This window comes from Photobacterium sp. GB-56 (assembly GCF_003026105.1).
Lineage (GTDB): Bacteria > Pseudomonadota > Gammaproteobacteria > Enterobacterales > Vibrionaceae > Photobacterium.
The window spans coordinates 96,471-116,666 of the sequence record NZ_PYNW01000009.1 but is presented as its reverse complement, the minus strand read 5'-3'; the positions used below and the strand labels follow the sequence as shown (position 1 = coordinate 116,666).

The 20,196-nt window shown below is 40.8% G+C and carries 18 protein-coding genes; 13 read left to right on the top strand and 5 right to left on the bottom strand.

The features are described from left to right. Position 1: 1 nt before the first annotated feature. Positions 2–1,288: a threonine synthase gene (thrC, locus tag C9J42_RS13660; protein ID WP_107302081.1), complete on the top strand. Its 1,287-nt coding sequence runs from the start codon at positions 2–4 to the stop codon at positions 1,286–1,288. 138 nt (positions 1,289–1,426) lie between these two features. On the opposite strand, the gene grcA is transcribed toward thrC, so the two are convergent. Then, on the bottom strand, positions 1,427–1,804 hold the full coding sequence (gene grcA / locus C9J42_RS13655; RefSeq protein WP_107302080.1) for an autonomous glycyl radical cofactor GrcA: 378 nt from the start codon (positions 1,802–1,804) through the stop codon (positions 1,427–1,429). Between the two features lie 316 nt (positions 1,805–2,120). Here grcA and nfo point away from each other — a divergent pair, with 316 nt between their 5' ends. Together nfo and ung are read left to right on the top strand one after the other, a co-directional pair. Next, positions 2,121–2,975, top strand: a complete 855-nt coding sequence (gene nfo, locus C9J42_RS13650) for a deoxyribonuclease IV (protein WP_199187070.1) — start codon at positions 2,121–2,123, stop codon at positions 2,973–2,975. 92 nt (positions 2,976–3,067) lie between these two features. Continuing rightward, positions 3,068–3,730: a uracil-DNA glycosylase gene (ung, locus tag C9J42_RS13645; protein WP_107207245.1), complete on the top strand. Its 663-nt coding sequence runs from the start codon at positions 3,068–3,070 to the stop codon at positions 3,728–3,730. 71 nt (positions 3,731–3,801) lie between these two features. Here ung and C9J42_RS13640 read toward each other — a convergent pair whose 3' ends face one another. Further along, positions 3,802–3,984 (bottom strand): DUF3545 family protein, encoded by a 183-nt coding sequence (locus tag C9J42_RS13640; RefSeq protein ID WP_005369686.1) that lies wholly within the window; start codon positions 3,982–3,984, stop codon positions 3,802–3,804. A gap of 444 nt (positions 3,985–4,428) precedes the next feature. On the opposite strand from C9J42_RS13640, the gene C9J42_RS13635 reads away from it, so the two are divergent. Both C9J42_RS13635 and yaaA read left to right on the top strand, forming a co-directional pair. Then, positions 4,429–5,856 (top strand): sodium:alanine symporter family protein, encoded by a 1,428-nt coding sequence (locus tag C9J42_RS13635; RefSeq protein ID WP_107207246.1) that lies wholly within the window; start codon positions 4,429–4,431, stop codon positions 5,854–5,856. A 103-nt stretch (positions 5,857–5,959) separates the two neighbouring features. Beyond that, entirely contained in the window at positions 5,960–6,733 is a 774-nt protein-coding gene (gene yaaA / locus C9J42_RS13630; protein ID WP_107207247.1) for a peroxide stress protein YaaA, read from the top strand. Between the two features lie 81 nt (positions 6,734–6,814). Here yaaA and srmB read toward each other — a convergent pair whose 3' ends face one another. Continuing rightward, positions 6,815–8,065: an ATP-dependent RNA helicase SrmB gene (gene srmB, locus C9J42_RS13625; RefSeq protein ID WP_107207248.1), complete on the bottom strand. Its 1,251-nt coding sequence runs from the start codon at positions 8,063–8,065 to the stop codon at positions 6,815–6,817. Positions 8,066–8,258: 193 nt separating this feature from the next. Continuing rightward, positions 8,259–8,981, bottom strand: coding sequence for a tRNA1(Val) (adenine(37)-N6)-methyltransferase (locus C9J42_RS13620; RefSeq protein ID WP_107302079.1), 723 nt, complete (start codon positions 8,979–8,981; stop codon positions 8,259–8,261). A 397-nt stretch (positions 8,982–9,378) separates the two neighbouring features. Here C9J42_RS13620 and brnQ point away from each other — a divergent pair, with 397 nt between their 5' ends. Then, the gene (brnQ, locus tag C9J42_RS13615) at positions 9,379–10,692 is read left to right on the top strand and encodes a branched-chain amino acid transport system II carrier protein (RefSeq protein WP_107302078.1); all 1,314 of its coding nucleotides are present in this window, start codon (positions 9,379–9,381) and stop codon (positions 10,690–10,692) included. 74 nt (positions 10,693–10,766) lie between these two features. On the opposite strand, the gene fldB is transcribed toward brnQ, so the two are convergent. Then, positions 10,767–11,288: a flavodoxin FldB gene (fldB, locus tag C9J42_RS13610; protein ID WP_107302077.1), complete on the bottom strand. Its 522-nt coding sequence runs from the start codon at positions 11,286–11,288 to the stop codon at positions 10,767–10,769. A gap of 214 nt (positions 11,289–11,502) precedes the next feature. Here fldB and xerD point away from each other — a divergent pair, with 214 nt between their 5' ends. The 7 genes from xerD to C9J42_RS13575 all read left to right on the top strand — a co-directional run bounded on the left by xerD (position 11,503) and on the right by C9J42_RS13575 (position 20,182). Beyond that, positions 11,503–12,399, top strand: a complete 897-nt coding sequence (gene xerD, locus C9J42_RS13605) for a site-specific tyrosine recombinase XerD (protein ID WP_107207252.1) — start codon at positions 11,503–11,505, stop codon at positions 12,397–12,399. Positions 12,400–12,559: 160 nt separating this feature from the next. Then, the gene (dsbC, locus tag C9J42_RS13600; RefSeq protein WP_107207253.1) at positions 12,560–13,288 is read left to right on the top strand and encodes a bifunctional protein-disulfide isomerase/oxidoreductase DsbC; all 729 of its coding nucleotides are present in this window, start codon (positions 12,560–12,562) and stop codon (positions 13,286–13,288) included. 114 nt (positions 13,289–13,402) lie between these two features. Next, positions 13,403–15,127: a single-stranded-DNA-specific exonuclease RecJ gene (gene recJ, locus C9J42_RS13595; protein ID WP_107207254.1), complete on the top strand. Its 1,725-nt coding sequence runs from the start codon at positions 13,403–13,405 to the stop codon at positions 15,125–15,127. A 179-nt stretch (positions 15,128–15,306) separates the two neighbouring features. Next, a protein-coding gene (gene prfB / locus C9J42_RS13590) for a peptide chain release factor 2 (RefSeq protein WP_105059510.1) occupies positions 15,307–16,405 on the top strand; the annotation gives its coding sequence in 2 pieces (ribosomal slippage) (positions 15,307–15,381 and positions 15,383–16,405; 1,098 coding nt in all). A 32-nt stretch (positions 16,406–16,437) separates the two neighbouring features. Then, entirely contained in the window at positions 16,438–17,943 is a 1,506-nt protein-coding gene (gene lysS / locus C9J42_RS13585; protein WP_005369658.1) for a lysine--tRNA ligase, read from the top strand. Positions 17,944–18,281: 338 nt separating this feature from the next. Beyond that, a complete protein-coding gene (locus C9J42_RS13580; RefSeq protein ID WP_107207255.1) occupies positions 18,282–19,601 on the top strand; it encodes a sigma-54 dependent transcriptional regulator in 1,320 nt (439 codons plus the stop codon). Between the two features lie 338 nt (positions 19,602–19,939). Further along, positions 19,940–20,182 (top strand): hypothetical protein, encoded by a 243-nt coding sequence (locus C9J42_RS13575; RefSeq protein WP_107207256.1) that lies wholly within the window; start codon positions 19,940–19,942, stop codon positions 20,180–20,182. Positions 20,183–20,196: the final 14 nt, after the last annotated feature.

Below are 20,196 nucleotides of genomic sequence, written 5' to 3'. Positions count from 1 at the left end.
AATGAAATTGTATAATCAAAAAGAACATCAAGAGCAGGTTTCATTTGGTCAGGCTGTACGTCAAGGATTAGGACGTAACCAAGGTCTATTCTTTCCATCAGAACTCCCTCAATTTAGCGATATTGATGCATTGCTAGAGATGGATTTTGTCACACGTAGTAGCAAGATTCTTTCCGCGTTTATCGGTGATGAGCTAAGTGAAGAAACTGTTAGCCAAATGGTTGATAGTGCATTTCAGTTCCCAGCACCTATCAATAAAGTAAAAGACGGCGTGTATGCGCTAGAGTTGTTCCATGGCCCAACATTAGCATTCAAAGATTTTGGTGGTCGTTTTATGGCGCAATCACTCGCAGCAGTAACGGCTGATAGTGAAAGTGATATCACGATTTTAACCGCGACATCAGGCGATACAGGTGCCGCTGTTGCGCATGCTTTTTATGGCATGGATAACATCAAGGTTGTGATTTTGTACCCGAAGGGCAAGATTAGCCCATTACAAGAAAAGATGTTCTGTACTTTAGGTAAGAACATTACAACAGTTGCGGTAAATGGCACATTTGATGATTGCCAAGCATTAGTGAAACAAGCATTTGATGACGCTGAGTTGCGCAAAGAAGTGGGTTTAAACTCTGCTAATTCCATCAATATTAGCCGATTAATGGCGCAGATCTGTTACTACTTTGAAGCTGTTGCTCAACTGCCTAAAGCGGAACGTGAGCAATTAGTTATTTCAGTACCAAGTGGTAATTTTGGTAATTTAACGGCAGGCTTATTAGCTAAATCGTTAGGTTTACCTGTTAAACGCTTTATTGCGGCAACGAATGAAAATGACACTGTTCCACGTTATTTACAAACGGGTGAGTGGTCTCCAAAAGTCACTGTTCCAACTATTTCAAATGCGATGGATGTTAGCCAACCGAATAACTGGCCACGTATTGAAGAGCTTTGTCAGCTAAAAGGTTGGGGGTTAAATGAATTAGGTTATGGTGCTGTTACGGATGAGCAAACAGCTGAAACCTTAAAGCAAATGAATGAAGAAGGCTATTTATGTGAGCCTCATGGCGCGATTGCTTATCGTATTCTTAACGAGCAATTAAATGATGGCGAAACAGGTTTGTTCCTTTGTACTGCGCATCCAGCGAAATTTAAAGAAGTGGTGGATGAGATCTTAGATAAAGATATTCCATTACCTGCACCTTTAGCGAAGCATAATGCGATGGAATTATTATCTTTAGAACGTGATAATGATTTTGAAGCCGTGAAGGCGGTATTACGTTCAGTACAGTAATAACGAATAGTATTTAGCGCTAAAAAGGAGCCGAGGCTCCTTTTTTTATTACTCTGTTATTACAGATAATAAAAAACGGCACATTGATCGTGCCGTTTTTTTATTGTTACGTACTTAATAAGGCAAGCTAGCAGGAAATTATAGGCTGCTAGTGAAAGTACGTGCGATAACGTCTTGTTGCTGTTCACGAGTTAGTGAGTTGAAACGTACAGCGTAACCAGAAACACGGATTGTTAGCTGTGGGTATTTTTCTGGGTGCTTAGCAGCATCTTCTAATGTTTCACGCTTAAGAACGTTTACGTTTAGGTGCTGACCGCCTTCGATTTTTGCTGGTGCTTCGATAGCTAGCTCACGGTATTCGATGTCACCTAGATCTGATTGAGCAATAACTTGGTCAGCTTCAAAACCAGATAGTGCACATACACAACGAGCTTGGTTTGTTTCGCTGTCTAGGATCCAAATAGTGTTTAGTAGATCGTCGTTTGCAGCTTTAGTAATTTGAATACCAGTAATCATAACTTATCTCCGAGAAAGTGGTGTTAATTTAATCTTTTTGCTGAGTCTTTAATGCTATAACTCAGCACGGCTACTTGTGTATTGATCTAGATCAAATTACAACAAAAAACCTTAAATAAAGTAGGGCTGTTTTATTGAGCTAAGTCAATCTAACGCCATTTTAAGGGTTAATCAACAACAAATTTTAAGCGATAAAAAATAGTTTAGTTTAATAATGTTGTATTTTTACAACATTATTGAAGTGTAATTGTGATTATAATGTTTGTTAAATGTTTCTCTTTGGCTTGAAATGCCAAATAATATGAATAAGGTGAAAATTGTTATGAAACTGATTGGTGCTCATGTTTCTGCTGCTGGTGGTGTATTTAATGCGCCAGTAAATGCTGACAAAATTGGTGCGAATGCTTTTGCCCTGTTTACTAAAAACCAGCGTCAGTGGGTGGCTAAGCCGTTAGAGGCCGATGTGATAGCGGCATTTAAAGCGCGTTGTTCTCAATTAGAATTTAATGCCAATGCTATTTTGCCACATGACTCTTATTTGATTAATTTAGGTGCACCAGAGGCTGAAAAGTTGGAAAAATCGCGTGCTGCTTTTATTGATGAAATGTCGCGTTGTAAACAGCTTGGATTGCACCTTTTGAACTTCCATCCGGGGAGTCATTTAAAAAAAATTTCTGAAAAAGAGTGTTTAAAATTGATTGCTGAGTCCATAAATCTTGCGCATAAAGAAGTCAGTGATGTGGTTGCAGTGATCGAAAATACCGCGGGACAAGGTTCAAATTTAGGTTGGCGGTTTGAACATTTGGCAGAAATTATTGATCAAGTTGAAGATAAAACGCGGGTAGGTGTCTGTATTGATACCTGTCATACCTTTGCGGCGGGATATGATTTACGCACTGAAACTGCAACTGATCGAACTTTTGCTGAATTTGATGACGTTGTTGGAATGCAATATCTCCGAGGGATGCACTTAAATGATTCCAAAGGTGATTTAGGGAGTCATTTAGATCGCCACCATAGTCTAGGTGAAGGAGCGATCGGTTGGGATTGTTTTCGTTATATCATGCAAGATGATCGTTTTAATCATATGCCTCTTATTTTAGAAACGATTAATCCTGATATTTGGCATCAAGAAATTGCGACATTGCGAGATTTTGCCGCTCAAAAATAAGTGGCTATAAATGAAGGCGTCGATTATTTATCTCGCTTGTGATCTGATTTTGATATTCTTACTGAGTAAATTCTATTTATGAGGAAGTATTTATGACCGCTAGCTGGTCTACATTTATCGAGCAACAACGAGCACAAGCGTATTTTTCTGGGATTGAACAGGCGGTTGACGCTGCTCGTGCATCAGGAAAAGTGGTATTTCCTCCTCAACAAGATATCTTTAATGCATTCACTTCTACGCCATTAGAGAACACCAAGGTCGTGATTTTAGGACAAGATCCTTACCATGGGCCAAAGCAAGCTCATGGATTAAGTTTCTCTGTACTTCCAGGAGTTAAAACGCCACCGTCATTGGCGAATATGTATAAAGAATTAGCCACTGACATTGAAGGCTTTGTAGTACCTGAACATGGTTATTTACAGCCGTGGGCAGAGCAAGGTGTTTTATTACTTAATACCGTCCTAACAGTAGAGCAAGGGAGCGCGCATTCTCACGCTAAGATTGGTTGGGAAACATTTACCGATCGTGCGATTGAGTACATTAATGATAATACAGAGGGAGTGATCTTTTTACTGTGGGGCGCCCATGCTCAGAAAAAAGGTAAAAAGATAGATACCGAGCGTCATCATGTTTTACATTCAGCGCATCCTTCACCGTTATCTGCATACCGGGGGTTCTTTGGTTGTCAGCATTTTTCTAAAACCAATCAGTTACTCGCTGAAATGGGGAAATCAGTGATTAATTGGCAGCTATAAGTGAATTTATTTCTAAAAACAAAACGCCAGCAAAATGCTGGCGTTTTGTTTTTTTAGTCTGGAACTGTCTGTTAAAAGTCGAATTCATCGGCATTGTAACTACCGCACATATCCATATCTTGAAGTTCACGACGAAGTCGTTGACGATCTTTTAAGGCTTCGATTTCACGCCATTTACGTTTTTCAGGTTTTGCTCGAGAGCGACGAGAGACGGTTTCTGTGGTGAACATATCATCAAATGCAAAGCTATCCATAAAGCACCTCTTCCTATGATCTAGCTAAATATAAGCTACAAGGTCATTAATTATCACACTATGGGGTAGAGTAAAATTGAACTGTTTCTCATTTGTTGCTTAAAGATGAAATTTTTATGTGCTAAAAGTCAAATATATCCTTTTTATGACCGAAAATGTAAGAAAACAACTCGCGATTAGGCTTTATTTATGTTTGGATTTAGTGGGAAGTTTTTAGATATTTACTTAAAAAATATACCCTTAGTGTATTTCATGTGATAATGAATGAAATTTTTTTGATATATCCCCTCATAATAGACTTACAAAAATAAGAGAGGGAATATCCATGTGTAATCACTCTGTTTGGTTACTAAATTGTAATGATTTAGTTTGCGCTGCTTGGGTGGATACCACATCCATTGCCATTATTTATTCGATACGTACGGTGTTGTAGAAGGAACCCACTTGTCTAGCCAAATTACCTTTTTAAATGACTTACTCTGGGGCTCGGTATTAATTTATTTACTGATAGGAGTCGGTATTTACTTTACCTACCGTTTGAGCTTTATCCAGTTCCGTCATTTTGGACATATGTTTAAGGTGATGAAAAACAGTCGCAAATCAGACAGTGCCGGAATTTCTTCCTTCCAAGCATTATGTACGAGCTTAGCGGCTAGAGTCGGCACAGGTAATATGGCGGGAGTCGCCGTGGCCTTAACTTTGGGTGGCCCCGGCGCGATTTTTTGGATGTGGCTGATTGCTATGCTTGGTATGGCGACTGCTTTTGCAGAAAGTGCATTAGCTCAGCTTTATAAAACCCGCGATAATGATGGTAATTATCGTGGTGGTCCTGCGTATTATATGGAAAAAGGATTAGGCATGCGCTGGATGGGCGTTATGTTCTCGGTCTTTTTGATCATTGCTTTTGGCTTAGTGTTTAACTCGGTTCAAGCTAACTCGATAAGTCAGGCGGCTCATGTCGCTTTTGGCTGGTCACCGATATATGTTGGTATTGGGCTTGTGATCATGACTGGAGTGATCATCTTTGGTGGTTTGCGTACGATTGCAAGAACCGCGGAAATTTTAGTTCCTGCAATGGCATTATGTTATCTAGTGCTTGCCCTTTATATTATGGCGATCAACATAGAAAAACTGCCTGATATTATCATGATGATTTTTCGCAGTGCTTTCGGTCTAGAAGAAGCGGCATCGGGAGCACTGGGATATACCATCGCGCAAGGAATGATTAATGGGTTAAAGCGTGGCTTATTTTCGAATGAAGCCGGCATGGGATCGGCACCGAATGCGGCAGCCTCTGCAACACCTTATCCGCCCCATCCTGCCTCGCAGGGATATGTGCAAATGCTGGGGGTATTTATGGATACAATGGTGATCTGTTCATCCACTGTCGCGATTATTTTGATGTCTGGCGAATATGTTCCCCATAGTGAAGTGACAGGGATTGAGTTAACTCAGCGTGCCTTGAGCTCGCAAGTCGGCGATTGGGGCTCTGTGTTTATTGCCGTTGCAATTTTCTTCTTTGCGTTTACATCGCTCGTTGCTAATTATTCCTATGCTGAAACCAACCTTATTTTTCTTGAGCATAACCATAAAATTGGCTTGAATATTTTTCGTGTTGTGGTGCTCTTTATGGTGATGTTTGGGGCGTTAGCTGATCTGCCAACGGTATGGGCAATGGCCGATGTCTCAATGGGAATGATGGCACTGATTAACTTAGTCGCGATTGTTTTACTGTCAGGCACTGTGGTGAAGTTGGCTACTGATTACAATAAACAGTTATCGCTGGGTAAGGTGCCGACGTTTGATAGTAATGATTACCCAGAGCTTCATGCCCAGTTAGAAGAAGGCATTTGGGATAAGAGTAAATCATAGTGAACGCCTATTACTGAAATAACCAAAGCCACTTAGTTTCTAAGTGGCTTTTTTGTTGTTTAGTGATAATCTTTTCAAGTCAGACTTTAAAGGAAAAAGCCTTATGTTAATTGTGGTTTCCCCCGCTAAAACCCTTGATTATGAATCGCCATTGGTAACATCAACCTATACTTTGCCAGAGCTAACGGATCACTCTGCTGAACTGATTGATGTATGTCGTGAGTTAACGCCAATGGATATTGCGAGCTTAATGAAAGTGAGCGATAAAATTGCAGGTTTGAATGCAGCTCGTTTTGCTGAGTGGCAGCCACAATTTACGCAAGACAATGCTCGTCAGGCAATATTGGCTTTTAAAGGAGATGTTTATACTGGTCTTGCGGCTGAAACCATGACAGAACAACAGTTTGCTTATGCTCAACAGCATTTACGTATGCTTTCGGGTTTATATGGTTTATTGCGTCCATTAGATTTGATGCAACCTTACCGCTTAGAGATGGGGACGAAATTAGCGAACCCTCGCGGTACTAATCTGTATCAATTTTGGGGGGATATCATTACCGATAAATTGAACCAAGCATTAGTAGAGCAGGGCGATGATATTCTGATCAACCTTGCATCTAACGAATATTTTAAATCGGTGAAACCGAAGAAGTTGAATGCTCAACTTATCACACCTGTTTTTAAAGATTGTAAGAACGGTAATTATAAAGTGATCAGCTTTTACGCCAAAAAAGCCCGTGGCATGATGGCGCGTTACATTCTTGATAATCAAATCACATCGATTGAAGCTTTAAAAGAATTTGATACCGCGGGTTATTATTTTGTTGAAGCAGAATCAACAGCGAAAGAATTCGTATTTAAGCGTGAAGAACAATAGTAATAAATAATTGTTTTTAAATGAAAAAGGCCAACTCGTGAAAGTTGGCCTTGTTGTTTTATCTATGTGGTAAAAGAGAAATTACGATTTAGCTTGGCCTTTTTTTGCCGCTTGTTTGATTTTCTTTTTCGCTTTCGCTTCTTTTACTTTTTTACTCACTTTTTTCTTTTTCTTGGCAGTGCTTGCTTTTTTGGTCTGTGGACGTAGGCCATGAATAAAGCGTTCTGGCACTTCTTCTTTCATGTAGCGGCTGATACGTTCAATCATGCTTTGATCATGTGCTTCAACCAAGGAGATTGCCGTTCCTTTCTTACCCGCTCGTGCAGTACGACCAATACGGTGTACATAAACTTCAGCTGTACGAGGTAGATCAAAGTTGATCACATGGCTAACATCAGGTAAATCAATACCACGTGCAGCAACGTCTGTCGCAATTAATACGTTCACAACACCATCACGAAAACGAGTGATCATGTTTGTACGTGCAGCCTGTGCCATTTCACCTTGGATCCAGTTACAAGGGATGCCCATGGCTTCTAGTTGACCACGAAGTACAGCTAGGCGCTCACGTGTTTTGACAAAGATGATCGTGCGTTCAGCTTGCTCTTTAATGATGTTTTCTAACAGAGCAAGCTTGTGATCCATATTGTCACAACGAAGGTACATTTGGTGGATCTTTTTACGTTCGCGGCGAGAAGGATCTGCATTTACTTCAACAGGCTCATTCAAAATTGTTTCTGAAAACTCACGTACACCTTTACCTTCTAAGGTAGCGGAGAACAATAAGCTTTGACGACGCCAGCGACACTCATGGTTAAGACGCTCAACAATTTTACCAAAGCCCATGTCTAACATGCGATCGGCTTCATCAAGGATCAAACACTCGATAGCACGACAGTCAAATTTCTCAGCTTCAATGTACTCCATAAGACGACCTGGTGTTGCTACCACGATATCCTGAGTTTTACCCAGCATTTCGGCATGTTCGTCATATGAGATACCACCTGTGATGGTAAATACTTTTAGTGTTGTATATTTTGCTAATGCTCTTGCTTGATCGGCAACTTGAATGGCAAGTTCACGCGTTGGCGTTAAGATCAGAATACGTGCAGGTCCCGGTCTTTTACGTGGGAAATCTTGCAAGTGTTGGATCATCGGTAGAAGAAAGGCTGCTGTTTTTCCGGTCCCTGTTGGCGCAGAAGCCATTACATCTTTACCGTCAAGGGCATGAGGGATAGCCTGCGCTTGAACCACTGTTGGGCGGCTATAGCCGATTTCTTCAATTGCTCGTAACAGCTCGCTATCTAACTCTAATTCGGAAAAGTCTCTCACCAGTTATCTCTCCCAAGACAAATGCTATGTGTCATTATCGTATGCCAATTACAAAGAATAACAACAAGGGTATTAATATTTAAGGGGCGGCATTATAGCCACTCTTGGCGTAAGTGACACCGATTAAAACATAAAAACGTTAATCATTGATGATTATTACAACGTTTACAGGGGATATAAATGTCGTATTCGGTTACATTTTCAGATAGAAATCTTTCGTTAATGCTTTGAATTCAATTGAATAATCACCATTGTTATGAATGCAAAGGTGAGATGAATAACAGGTTTGTTTCTTTTTACTCAATTGTAGAAGTAATCGAATCGGTGCTTTTTTCTCGGTGCTTTGGACATCACAACGTTCAATACAATGTAAATGATATTCAGCAGCGGCTTCAATTAAACGCTGTCCTTCGTAACTTGGCAAGATAATACTGGCGATCCCTTCTTCTGTAAGAAGCCATTGAAGCGTTTTAAGTAGCTGTTGATGGCTAAACGTATCGGTATGTCGAGCAGTAGCACGGTGTGATTGCTCTGCTTGCTGACCAAAATTGAAATAAGGGGGGTTACACACAATCGCATTAATACTATTAGGGGGCTGTGTATGTCGCCATTCAGTGACATCTTGTTCAATACACTGTAAGCGTAGATGCCAAGGTGAATTTGTGAAATTTTGGCGTGCTGCCGCTGCGGCTTGTGGATCGATTTCGATAGCTTCGATAGTAATAGGTAAAGCTAACGTGCTTGTCCGCTGTGCAGCCATGAGTGCTAATAAACCACTGCCTGTACCAATATCCACCACTCTACCTTGTCGAGGCATAGCTGCCCATGCTCCTAGCAATACACCATCGGTGCTGATAGGCATTCCGCAGCCTAAATCATTGACGTGAAATTGTTTAAAACTAAAGCCGCGTGACATGGCTATTTTCCCTTTTCTTGTGTTTTGAGCTAAGTAGTTTGAGCTAAATATGGAATAAACGATTAACCGTAATGGTTATAACACTAATCATCACAACGGCTTGGTTATTGCGCTTTTATTGTTTTGACATAGTTAACTACTATGTTTGCTTTTTGTTTATATTTTAATCTTTTGTGTTTAGTTGGTTTTATATTCTATTCCTGTTTCTTTTATTGGTTTTATATTCTGGTTTTAATGCTTTGTTTATGTATTATGTGGTGTTTATTTCTACACTATTGCCAAGAATGCTGTTTTTATCCATTATGTTTTCGTTGGTTATATATGTTTAATTTTGTAATCAACGTGGATAATTATAAAAACACAACACGTAACCCATAAGAAGAGTGGAAGGTGCAGTTTGAAAAAGACACTCAAAGTAACAGACATTATAGCGTTAGGTTTTATGACTTTCGCTTTCTTTCTTGGTGCTGGGAATATTATTTTTCCACCATTAGCAGGTCAACTTGCCGGTGAAAATATGCTTTCGGCCATGTTTGGCTTTTTAGTTACAGCCGTTGGTCTACCTTTAATTGGCATTATTGCCGTTGCAATGGCAGGTGGTGGCTGGCAGGGGTTAACCCGTGATTTACCCTCAAAAATAGCAACGTTAATGGCGGTGCTGATTTTTATTATTATTGGTCCTGCTTTTGCTGCGCCGCGAACAGGTTTAGTCGCTTATGAAATGGCAGTAAAACCATTTATGGCGGCAGATGCTGGTCAAGCAAGCTTAACGACTTTTTCTGTGATCTTTTTTGCAGTCGCCCTCTTTTTTGCTTGGTCTCGTGGCCAGCTGATCGACATGATTGGTAAGTTCTTAACACCTGCACTGTTTATCGTATTGGCTATACTGGCTATTGCAGTATTTGTAAATCCACAAGGTTCGATTGTTGCAGCGCAAGGTGAGTATGTAACACAGGCGTTTACGAAAGGTTTCCTTGAAGGCTATAACACCATGGATACTTTCGCGGCCTTGATGTTTGGTATGCTGATTGTGGATGTGATCCGCAGTAAAGGTGTTAGTGATGAAAAAACAACCTGTACCTACCTGATCTACGCCGGTCTTATTGCTGCAGCAGGCTTAGCCTTTGTATATATCTCATTATTTTACTTAGGCGCGACCAGTACAGCGATTGCACCTAATGCGGCTAATGGTGGCGTTATCTTAACTGGCTATGTGATGGCGTTATTTGGTGCGCCGGGTCAGGTGATCCTATCTGCAATTGTATTACTTGCCTGTTTAACGACAGCGATCGGTTTGATCAGTGCATGTGCAGATTACTTCAGCTCTTTAACGTCACTGTCTTACAAAAAGTGGGCGGTGATTTTGGCGGTAATTTGTGCGGTGGTAGCCAATGTGGGTTTGAACCAGTTGATTGCGTTATCTGTACCTGTGTTATTTGCTTTGTATCCAGTTGCGATTGCACTGGTCGCATTAACCTTAGTACGTAAATGGTTACCGAATCCACGTTTATCATACCGTGTTGTGTTGTTGGTTTCTTTTATCTTTAGCATGATTGATGTGGCGAAATACTTGAAGTTTGATGTATCAATGTTCAGTGATTTACCACTATTTAATTATGGTATGGCTTGGGTATTACCGACTTTGATTGCGCTTGCGATCACGCGCTTTGTCGGTGGCAAAGCGATGGGGCCACAAGATAAGCTAGCGTAAATTCACTGTTGAGATAGAGATAGAAAAGGGATGCCATGTGCATCCCTTTTTGTTGATATATGCAATGTGATTGCTCACAAGGTTTCGGCGTACTCAAGCATAATTTGCTCACACCACTGGGTGATACGTTGATCGGAATGTTCGTATTGTGAGTCTTCATCCAGCGCAAGACCGACAAAGAATTTTTTATCGTCAGTAAGGGCTTTTGATGCTTCAAATTGGTAGCTATCATCATTGGGCCAGTAGCCAATAAATTGAACGCCTGCTTCTAATAGCTTGTCATGCAGCATTCCCATCGCATCAAGGAACCACTCGGTGTAACCTTCTTGATCGCCTAAGCCAAACAATGCAATGGTTTTATTGGTTAAACGTAATCCATCAAGCTGCTGCCACACGGCTTCCCAATCTTCTTGCAGTTCACCAAAGTCCCAGGTTGAAATACCTAAAATAAGCATATCAAACTGGTTCATCTCATTGATGTCTGCTTCTTTAATATTACGCAGTTCAATCAGCTCGGGACCAATACAATCACGGATCTTTTCTGCTGCCATTTCGGTATAGCAGGTGGTTGAGCCATAAAACAAACCGATTTTCATGCTGAGTATCCTAGTATTTTTATTTATTGTTTGAGTGTACCTGTAATGACCTTACAAGCTCAATAAAGTGAATAAAAGCATCCGATATTTTTTCACTTATTGTCTGTTGTAATAAGCCTCGTTACTTTTGCTTTAAAATATCCTATGATGAATGAAAGTACTGTGTTTTTATCCATGTGTTGAAGCTTTGCTAACACAGATTTTGGAGTGAAAAATGGAAAACGATGACGTTATTATCGAACGTTTTCTGGATGCGATGTGGATGGAGCGAGGATTATCTGAAAATACCTTGTCGTCTTACCGCAATGATTTAACCAAGCTATTACGCTGGTTAAAACAAGAATCACGTAATGTCATCAGTGTTTCAGTTGATGATTTACAGCGTTATCAGCAATGGTTATTTGATAAAGATTATAAGCAAACCTCACGTGCACGTATGGTTTCTGCTATTCGCCGTTTATTTCAATATTTACATCGTGAAAAGATGCGTGATGACGATCCGAGTGCGATGCTAGTGACACCTAAATTACCCAAACGCTTACCCAAAGATTTAAGTGAAGCACAAGTGGATGCGTTATTAGAAGCGCCCGATGTTAATGATCCGATTGAACTGCGCGATAAAGCGATGCTTGAATTGTTGTATGCAACAGGCTTGCGTGTAACCGAGCTTGTGACATTAACTATGGAAAATATTAGCTTGCGCCAAGGTGTCGTTCGCATTACTGGTAAAGGTGATAAAGAGCGATTAGTCCCGATGGGAGAAAATGCTGTCGATTGGATTGAACAATTTATTGATACGGGGCGTCCGCAACTGCTGGGAGAAAAAAGCTCTGATGTGTTATTTCCGAGTCGTCGAGCAAGACAAATGACCCGTCAAACGTTTTGGCATCGGATTAAACACTATGCTGTTTTAGCGGGAATTGATGCAGAAACATTATCACCTCACGTGATGCGTCACGCCTTTGCAACGCACTTATTAAATTACGGTGCTGATCTTCGTGTGGTACAAATGTTGCTTGGACATAGTGACCTATCAACCACACAAATTTATACCCATGTTGCAACGGAAAGGTTAAAACAATTACACCAAACTCACCATCCTCGCGCATAATTGTGAGAGAGTGTTAGGTAAATTCGTGAATACTGTTTGCGTTCCGTTAGAGTTGACTTATTCTTGCCTAGCAAATGAGAGTAGAAAATTTGAAACTATTTTACGATGAATTAGGTCTCATAAAGATTGAGAGTATCATCATTAATTAAGGATAAATTAAATGCACTTTATCAGCCGAACAATTGTGGCAACAGCGGTTGCTTTAACGGCTTTTTCAGCGGCAGCGAAGCCAGATGAAGCGGCGATTAGTCAGCAACTTGCGAAAGTCGGCTTAACCCCTTCATCGATTGAAGCGTCTCCGATTTCAGGATTAAATGAAATTATGACAGAGCGTGGCATTGTTTATGCTTCTGATGATGGTAAGTATTTTGTCGTTGGTCACTTATACGAAAATAATGGTGCGCAGCCTGTTAACTTAACAGAGCAAAAAATGGCAAAAATGAACAAGGATAAAATTGCAGCGATGGAAAAAGACATGATTGTCTATCCTGCAAAGAACGAAAAATATGTCGTTACCGTGTTCACCGATACAAGCTGTGGCTATTGTCGTAAATTACATAATGATATCAAAGGTTATAATGATGAAGGCATTACTGTTCGTTATTTAGCCTTCCCTCGTGGTGGTGAGCGTTCTGGCAACTTTAATCAAATGAGTGCGATCTGGGGTGCTAAAGATCGTGCAAAAGCGATGGATGATGCGAAGAGCGGCAATTTTGATACAAGTAAGATCACACCTCGTCCAGATTTAGTGCGTGCACAATACGAGCTTGGTGTTGCAATGGGTGTGAACGGTACGCCTGCTATTATTCTCGCTGATGGTACGATGATCCCTGGTTATCAGCCGCCTGCAGCATTACGTCAGCTACTTGATAGCCAACCAAAAAGCTAATTTAGCGTCGTAGATGATGGAATAATAGAAAGCCTGAGCATTATGTTCAGGCTTTTTTGTTATAGGCTATTTCGTTACTATGAAAAGATAATAATACTGATAAGAAGCCTGATTATGATTGAAATTAAACGTCGCCCTTTAGCAGATACTGAGGGGTTCTCAGATCAAATCCCTCCGATCTTACAACGTATTTATGCTAGCCGTGGGATCAAAAATGATGCTGAGTTAGAGCGTAGTGCCAAGGGGCTACTTAATTACAATCAGCTTCATGGTATGACTAGCGCAGTTCAGTTGTTAGTGGATGCGCTTTTGCAAAACACACGAATTATCATTGTTGGTGATTTTGATGCTGATGGCGCAACAAGTTCAGCATTATCTGTGCTAGCGCTTCGTATGCTCGGCTGTAAAAATGTTGATTATTTAGTACCTAACCGTTTCGACGATGGATATGGCCTGAGCCCTGAAGTGGTTGAACAAGCCATTGAACGTGGCGCAGAGCTGATTATGACCGTGGATAACGGAGTTTCTTCGATTGCTGGCGTTGCGGTAGCGAAAGAAAAAGGCTTGACCGTATTAGTTACCGATCACCATTTGCCAGGCGATTGTTTACCGATCGCTGATGCGATTGTTAACCCAAATCTTAATGAGTGTGGGTTTCCATCTAAAGCGCTGTGTGGTGTCGGGGTAGCTTTCTACCTCATGCTGGCACTGCGCGCTGAATTACGTCAGAGAGGTTGGTTTGAACAGCAAGGTATCGCCATGCCTAATCTGGCTGAATTACTCGATTTAGTCGCACTGGGAACTGTTGCTGATGTCGTTGCACTTGATGGCAATAATCGTATTTTAGTGCATCAAGGCTTACAACGTATTCGTGCGGGTAAGTGTCGACCTGGTATTCAAGCGCTCATTGAGGTTGCCAATCGCGATCCGGCGCGTTTAGTGACCAGTGATTTAGGGTTTGCCTTAGGGCCTCGCATTAATGCCGCAGGACGATTAGATGATATGTCGTTTGGGGTTGAACTCCTGTTGTGTGACAACATTCAATCAGCGCGTCGTATGGCATCAGAGCTAGATGGCTTAAATCAGACTCGAAAAGAAATAGAGCTGGGCATGAAAGATGAGGCCTTAGCGATTTGTGAGCGTTTGAAGTTTAATCAGCAAGATATGCCTTATGGTTTAGTGCTCTTCCAGCGCGATTGGCACCAAGGTGTGATTGGTATTTTAGCCTCACGTATTAAAGATAAATATCATCGTCCTGTGATTGCTTTTGCCGATGCGGGGAACGGTGAAATTAAAGGCTCATGTCGCTCAATTCCTGGATTACATATGCGTGATGCGCTAGATCTGGTCGATACCCAAAATCCTGGGATGATTTTGAAATTTGGTGGTCACGCGATGGCGGCAGGACTTACTATCCCTGAAGATAAATTAGATACTTTTAGTAAAGCTTTTGATGCGGTGGTTCGTAATGTACTTGATGAAGAAGCGCTAAAAGGGGTATTGATGACAGATGGTGAGTTAGGCAGTCATGAATTAAACCTAGATGTGGCTGAAATTCTTCGTGCTGGTGGTCCTTGGGGACAACAATTTCCTGAGCCAGCCTTTGATGGTACTTTCCGATTATTGCATCAAAAGTTAGTGGGCGGGAAACACCTTAAGATGATGGTAGAGCCGCTAAGTGGCGGTAGCGTAATTGATGCGATTGCTTTTAATGTTGATGTGAAACGTTGGCCTGATGCATCGGTTCAACAAGTTGAATTGGTTTACCGTTTAGATGTTAATGAATACCGAGGCAATCGCAGTGTGCAATTGATGATTGAACATTTGAACGCGAAATAAGTATTATTTTCATTTTTTGATAACGAATATCTTAGTGGCGAGGTTTTCAAGGCTGATTAAGCCTAGAATCTCGCCATTTTATTATTAATTTTCTTATAACCTTTCTCTCCCTCTGTATATTCTATCTACAATTCGATAGAATCTTTCGGTTATGTCCATTTCGACAATGAAGAGTGGCAATGTTCGAGATTAATCCTATTAAAAACCGACTTGAGGATGTGTCAGCACGTACTGATACCCTTAGGGGGTACCTTTGACTACGATGCTAAGAAAGAGCGTCTAGAAGAGGTAAACGCAGAATTAGAGCAACCAGATGTATGGAATGAACCTGATCGCGCACAAGCGTTAGGTAAAGAGCGTGCATCACTGGAAGCGGTAGTTGAAACCATTGACTTACTAGATCAAGGCGTTGAAGACGTTGAAGGTTTATTAGAGCTGGCGGTGGAAGAAAACGATCAAGAAACATTTGATGAGATTGAACCTGAGTTAGCTGAGCTTGAAGCTAAGTTAGCTAAGTTGGAATTTCGTCGTATGTTTGCAGGCGATCACGATGCGTCTGATTGTTACCTTGACCTTCAAGCAGGTTCAGGTGGTACAGAAGCACAAGATTGGACTTCAATGATGCTACGCATGTATTTGCGTTGGGCTGATGCCAAAGGTTTTAAAACCGAAATCATTGAAATCTCTGATGGTGATGTTGCCGGTCTGAAATCGGTTACCGTTCGAATCAGTGGCGAGTATGCTTATGGCTGGTTACGTACTGAAACAGGTGTTCACCGTTTAGTGCGTAAGTCACCGTTTGATTCAGGTGGTCGTCGTCATACTTCTTTTGCTTCAGCATTCGTTTATCCTGAAATTGATGACAATATCGTGATTGATATTAACCCATCAGATCTACGTATTGACGTATACCGTGCATCAGGCGCGGGTGGTCAGCACGTTAACACCACGGAATCTGCGGTACGTATTACCCACCTTCCAACTAACATTGTGGTGCAGTGTCAGAACGATCGCTCTCAGCATAAAAACAAAGATCAGGCAATGAAGCAGTTAAAAGCGAAATTGTTTGAATATGAAATGCAGAAGCAAAATGCTGAAAAGCAAGCCAGTGAAGATACCAAATCCGACATTGGTTGGGGTAGTCAAATTCGTTCATACGTATTAGATGACTCCCGCATTAAAGATTTACGTACTGGGGTGGAAAATCGTAACACCCAAGCAGTACTGGACGGTGATTTAGACCGTTTTATAGAAGCAAGCCTGAAATCAGGTCTTTAACCGAATTCCGGTAAAAATTTAAGGGTTACCCCATGACTGATCAATTACAAGATGAGAATAAGCTGATTGCTGAGCGTCGCGCTAAATTAGATATGATCCGCGAAAACTGCAAAGCAAATGGCCACCCCAATGATTTCCGTCGCGATAGCTTAGCGGCAGATCTCAATGCAAAATACGGTGAAATGACCAAAGAAGAGCTTGAAGAAGCGGGTCATGTATTTGCAATCGCGGGTCGTATTATGGCTAAGCGTGGTCCTTTCTTAGCTATTCAAGATGTATCTGGTCGTATTCAAGCTTACGCATCAAAAGATGTGCAGAAAGAGCTAAAAGAGAAGTATTCAGGCTTAGATATCGGTGACATTATCGGTATTAAAGGTGCTCTTCATAAGTCAGGTAAAGGTGATCTTTACGTGAATATGGATGAGTACGAGCTGCTAACAAAAGCACTGCGTCCTTTACCTGAAAAATTCCATGGCTTAACTGACCAAGAAATGCGTTACCGTCAGCGTTACGTTGATCTTATCGTTAACGATGATTCACGTCATGCTTTTGTGGTTCGTTCAAAAGTGGTATCTGCGATCCGTAGCTTCATGGTAACGAAAGGCTTCATGGAAGTTGAAACACCAATGATGCATGTGATCCCAGGTGGTGCAACAGCACGCCCATTTATCACACACCATAACGCACTCGATATCGATATGTACTTACGCGTTGCACCAGAGCTTTACCTTAAGCGTCTAGTGGTTGGTGGTTTTGAGCGTGTATTCGAAATCAACCGTAACTTCCGTAACGAAGGTCTATCTCCTCGTCATAACCCTGAATTCACCATGATGGAATTCTACATGGCGTACGCAGATTACAACGATCTGATGGATCTGACAGAAGAAATGCTAAGCAGCATTGCGATTGACGTTCTTGGTTCTTCTAAAATGCCATACGGTGAGTTTGAAGTTGAATTTGCAGGTCCATACACACGTATGAGCATGCTAGATGCTATCAAGCAGTACAACCCAGAGCACGCAGAGATCCAAGCATTAACTTACGAAGGCGTTGCTGATCGTGAGCTAATGGTGAAGATTGCTAAGTCTGTACACGTTGATGTTGAAGATTTCTGGACTTGTGGTCAGTTGCTAGAAGAGATCTTCGGTGAAACCGCTGAACCTCAACTGATGCAACCGACCTTCATTACTGAGTACCCAGCAGATATTTCTCCACTTGCTCGTCGTAACGATGAAAATCCATTCATTACAGATCGTTTTGAATTCTTTATCGGTGGTCGTGAAGTAGCGAATGGTTTCTCTGAGCTTAACGATGCACAAGATCAAGATCAACGCTTCAAAGCGCAGGTTGATGCTAAAGATGCGGGTGATGATGAAGCAATGTACTACGATGCAGATTACATTACTGCGCTAGAGCACGGCTTACCACCGACAGCGGGTCAAGGTATTGGTATCGATCGCCTAGTGATGTTATTTACCAATACACACACAATCCGTGACGTGATCCTATTCCCAGCAATGCGTCCTCAAAGCAACTAGTTCTAAGCTCTGATATAAAAAACCACCGCTAAGCGGTGGTTTTTTTTGCTAAAAACAAAACTGAATAACCATTTCCTTATATTTAATGGTGCTATTTTTTAATTTGTTGCATTAAAAATGAATGTGATTTTTAGAATAATTCATTAAGATTGTGATGTATTTCGATAAAATGTAACTTTTAAGATAAAAAATAGATGCATACTTTGAATTTAATAGTAAACATGTTGCTCACTGGTGTGGCGTACATATAGTATTGTTAAGTATTTGGTGCGGTTACTATTAATACACATTAAAACAACAGTCGTGCTACGTAATAACGTTATCAAGGGCGATTAGGGATGGATAAACGAAATAAGATCGGGGCAGCGAATTCAATTGTTGTCTTTGGCGGAGTAAATCAAAAGTGGCTTCCATCAATGGAGGCGGCTGGGTGGTCATGTCACCGTTGTTATGATTTACGCGCAGCAGAATCTTTATTGTTAGAAATGGGCCCCTGTGTAGGTGTTGTAGATCTAAGTAATGATGATTTCAGTTTACATAGCTTAGCCGCACTTGTGAATCGTAATAAGCAAGTACGCTGGATAGCGATTGTGCGTGATGAACAATTAAATAATGAAGCAATAAGTCAATTAATTGTGAATTTTTGCTTAGATTATTTTTCTACTCCTGTTCCTTGTGAGCGACTAAAGCAAACCATTGGTCACCAAAGTGGAATGCTAGCATTAGAACGTCAAGTTTGGCCTCAGTTAGGCCAGTTTGGGCAACAAGGCTTGCAAGGCAATACGCCAGTGATGAAGAAACTTCGTGATCAAGTTAAGCGTGTTGCATTAAGTGATGTACCTGTTTTAATCAGTGGTGAAATTGGTACTGGAAAATTAGTAGTAGCAGAAGCCTTACATCAAGCTTCGGTTCGAGCCAAAAAGCCGCTAGTACGTGTTAATTGTGAAAATTTACAAGCCGGGTGGATAAATGAGGTTGGACAAAATTCTTATCTCGATTATGCCAATAACGGTGTGTTAGTACTTAATGAGTTTACTTTACTTGCAGATGATCGAAAAAAAGAAGTACTGAAAATACTCAGTGATGGTGTCTATTATCATCCTGATGGCAGTATTTTAACGTTAGATATCCGTTTTATAGCCACCAGTAGTCACAATTTTGAAGATCTATCAGAGTTAGATACATTAACCCGTGATCTGTATTTTAGATTAAATGTGGTGTCACTAACGGTACCTGCTTTACGTGAAAGAGGCGGGGATATTGTATTACTAGCAGAGTTTTTACTCTTAAAATATGCTAGGCAATATAATAGTGTTGTTAAGACGTTTTCTGAACAAGCCAAAGCGATGTTGCTTCAATATCAATGGCCTGGCAATGTCCGTGAATTAATTAGTCAAATCAAGCGTTCTGTATTACTGGTTGAAACTAAGTGTATAGAAGCGGAGCATTTAGACATTCCCCGAGTGACTGAAGATAAGCAAAGTTTAAAGAAAATTCGTGAAGAATCGGAACGAACGGCATTATTAACAGTATTAGAAAATAACAAAGGTCAAATCTCTGCAGCAGCGAGAGAATTAGGTGTATCTCGCGCCACTATGTATCGATTGCTGAATAAACATGATTTGATCCCACCTCCTCGTTGTTTCCGCCAAGGTTAATATCATTTAACGTTGATTGATTAATACAACAGCGACTGCAAGGTGGCTGTTTTTTTAGATCTAAATATCATTCTCTCTACCAATACTACATAAATGTTTCTGCTGATATTTCATGAAAATATTGGTTTTAAATTAGTCTATAGCGAATAAAAGTAGAGTCTTATAGCATAAAAACATGCAGTTACATTGATGGCATAAATTTACTTGTTATATGTTAATGATTCGTTAGTATTGGTTTTAAGCATATCTTTCCAATTTGAAAATGTCCGATCCTTTAGCAAAGAACAGCGACATGGTTAGAGTGTGAATCTTAATTTAAAGCCAAGGAGAATGTCATTATGCGCCAGTCTGTGTATATCCGATTTGCTATTTTTTTAATCCAACAAGATGTGAAACGAGAAGAGGCGTTATGGCGACATCAGCAACGCCGAGTCAGTGTCTATTTACCTGTTCTTTCCCCTCACTTAATGCGCGATGTGGGGGTTGAAAGTGATGGACGTATTGCATTGAGTCATCTTGTTCATGCCGAGCGTAAAGTTCGTCATCTCAGACGAACATTAAGATTTAGACACAACACGTAAGGAGTAAGGCCAGC

What these genes read in the sequence shown, in the direction of transcription:
- thrC (WP_107302081.1), top strand. Translation starts at nt 2, where the DNA reads ATGAAATTGTATAATCAAAAAGAACATCAAGAGCAGGTTTCATTTGGT.
- grcA (WP_107302080.1), bottom strand. Translation starts at nt 1,804, where the DNA reads ATGATTACTGGTATTCAAATTACTAAAGCTGCAAACGACGATCTACTA.
- ung (WP_107207245.1), top strand. Translation starts at nt 3,068, where the DNA reads ATGACCGCTAGCTGGTCTACATTTATCGAGCAACAACGAGCACAAGCG.
- C9J42_RS13640 (WP_005369686.1), bottom strand. Translation starts at nt 3,984, where the DNA reads ATGGATAGCTTTGCATTTGATGATATGTTCACCACAGAAACCGTCTCT.
- yaaA (WP_107207247.1), top strand. Translation starts at nt 5,960, where the DNA reads ATGTTAATTGTGGTTTCCCCCGCTAAAACCCTTGATTATGAATCGCCA.
- C9J42_RS13620 (WP_107302079.1), bottom strand. Translation starts at nt 8,981, where the DNA reads ATGTCACGCGGCTTTAGTTTTAAACAATTTCACGTCAATGATTTAGGC.
- fldB (WP_107302077.1), bottom strand. Translation starts at nt 11,288, where the DNA reads ATGAAAATCGGTTTGTTTTATGGCTCAACCACCTGCTATACCGAAATG.
- xerD (WP_107207252.1), top strand. Translation starts at nt 11,503, where the DNA reads ATGGAAAACGATGACGTTATTATCGAACGTTTTCTGGATGCGATGTGG.
- dsbC (WP_107207253.1), top strand. Translation starts at nt 12,560, where the DNA reads ATGCACTTTATCAGCCGAACAATTGTGGCAACAGCGGTTGCTTTAACG.
- recJ (WP_107207254.1), top strand. Translation starts at nt 13,403, where the DNA reads ATGATTGAAATTAAACGTCGCCCTTTAGCAGATACTGAGGGGTTCTCA.
- lysS (WP_005369658.1), top strand. Translation starts at nt 16,438, where the DNA reads ATGACTGATCAATTACAAGATGAGAATAAGCTGATTGCTGAGCGTCGC.
- C9J42_RS13580 (WP_107207255.1), top strand. Translation starts at nt 18,282, where the DNA reads ATGGATAAACGAAATAAGATCGGGGCAGCGAATTCAATTGTTGTCTTT.
- C9J42_RS13575 (WP_107207256.1), top strand. Translation starts at nt 19,940, where the DNA reads ATGCGCCAGTCTGTGTATATCCGATTTGCTATTTTTTTAATCCAACAA.